The following is a 1,804-nucleotide window of genomic DNA, read 5'->3' on the forward strand; positions in this document are numbered from 1 at the left end:
ATCTTGCACTTTCTGCTGCGACATATCGCACCTAAAGCCGTGAATCTCCAACCGAAACTGCAAGATCGCGGGAGCGCAGGGCAGATCGCGGGAGCGCAGGGCAGATCGCGGGAGCGCAGGGGGCAGGGCGGAGACGACGGACCGGGCCGGCTGCGAACAGCCGACCCGGTCCGGAGATGTCGATCAGTAGCGGTAGTGGTCCGGCTTGAACGGACCCTCCGTGGAGACGCCGAGGTAGGCGGCCTGCTCCTTGGTCAGCGTACTCAGCTTGGCGCCGAGCGCGCCGAGGTGCAGCCGGGCCACCTTCTCGTCCAGGTGCTTGGGCAGCACGTAGACGCCGATCGGGTACTCCTCGGTCTTGGTGAAGAGCTCGATCTGGGCGATCGTCTGGTTGGCGAACGAGTTCGACATGACGAAGCTCGGGTGCCCGGTCGCGTTGCCCAGGTTCAGCAGGCGGCCCTCGGAGAGCACGATGATGGCGTGCCCGTCGGCGAAGCGCCACAGGTCGACCTGCGGCTTGATGTTGATCCGCTCGACGTCGGACCGCTTGGCCAGCCCGGCCATGTCGATCTCGTTGTCGAAGTGGCCGATGTTGCCGACGATGGCCTGGTGCTTCATCCGGGCCATGTGCTCGTTGGTGATGACGTCGAAGCAGCCGGTGGCGGTGATGAAGATGTCGGCCTGCTCGACCACGTCGTCCAGGGTGGCGACCTGGTAGCCGTCCATCGCGGCCTGCAACGCGCAGATCGGGTCCACCTCGGTCACCACGACCCGGGCGCCCTGGCCGCGCAGCGACTCGGCGCAACCCTTGCCCACGTCGCCGTAGCCCATGACGACCGCCATCTTGCCGCCGATCAGCACGTCGGTGGCGCGGTTGATGCCGTCGATGAGCGAGTGCCGGCAGCCGTACTTGTTGTCGAACTTGCTCTTGGTCACCGAGTCGTTGACGTTGATGGCCGGGAAGAGGAGGGTGCCAGCCCGGTGCATCTCGTAGAGCCGGTGCACGCCGGTGGTGGTCTCCTCGGTCACGCCCTTGATGCCGGCGGAGATCCGGGTCCAGCGCTGGCCGTCCTCGCCGAGCGAGCGGTGCAGCAGCTCGAGGATGACCGCGTACTCCTCGGAGTCGGCGGACTCGACCGGCGGGACCGCCCCGGCCCGCTCGAACTCGGCACCCTTGTGAACGAGCAGGGTGGCGTCGCCGCCGTCGTCGAGGATCATGTTGGGGCCCTGCCCGTCCGGCCAGGCGAGCACCTGCTCGGTGCACCACCAGTACTCGGGCAGGGTCTCGCCCTTCCAGGCGTACACCGGAACCCCGGCCGGAGCCTCTGGGGTGCCGTCCGGGCCGACGACGATCGCCGCGGCGGCGTGGTCCTGGGTGGAGAAGATGTTGCAGGACGCCCAGCGCACCTGCGCGCCGAGCGCGACCAACGTCTCGATCAGGACGGCGGTCTGGATGGTCATGTGCAGGGAGCCGGTGATCCGCGCGCCGGCGAGCGGCTGCGCCTCGGCGAACTCGCGCCGGATCGCCATCAGGCCGGGCATCTCGTGCTCGGCGAGCTGGATCTCTTTACGCCCGAACTCGGCAAGCGACAGATCCGCCACCTTGAAGTCGCCGTCGGCGAGCGTGCTCGGCCGGGCCTCGGACGGCGTGCCGCTGGCGGACGCCGGGAGGGTGCTGGTCATGAAAGCTCCTGTCGAACGATGTCTGCGCCGACCCTCCACCTTACGCGCGTCGCCGACGGGCATCAGGCATGGTCGGCGGACAGCGCACGGGGCGGTCGGTGATGGACGGATACCCGCCCAC

Annotated in this window: 1 protein-coding gene; it reads right to left on the minus strand. The window is 68.4% G+C overall.

Translation table 11 applies throughout. From position 1 onward, the window contains the following. Positions 1-183: 183 nt before the first annotated feature. Entirely contained in the window at positions 184-1,683 is a 1,500-nt protein-coding gene (gene ahcY, locus DLJ58_RS05230) for an adenosylhomocysteinase (RefSeq protein WP_091394012.1), read from the minus strand. Positions 1,684-1,804: the final 121 nt, after the last annotated feature.

The organism is Micromonospora arida (assembly GCF_003857035.1).
Lineage (GTDB): Bacteria > Actinomycetota > Actinomycetes > Mycobacteriales > Micromonosporaceae > Micromonospora > Micromonospora arida.

Bases quoted from the DNA above. Each gene is read 5' to 3' on its own strand.
- ahcY (WP_091394012.1), bottom strand. From the start codon at position 1,683: ATGACCAGCACCCTCCCGGCGTCCGCCAGCGGCACGCCGTCCGAGGCC.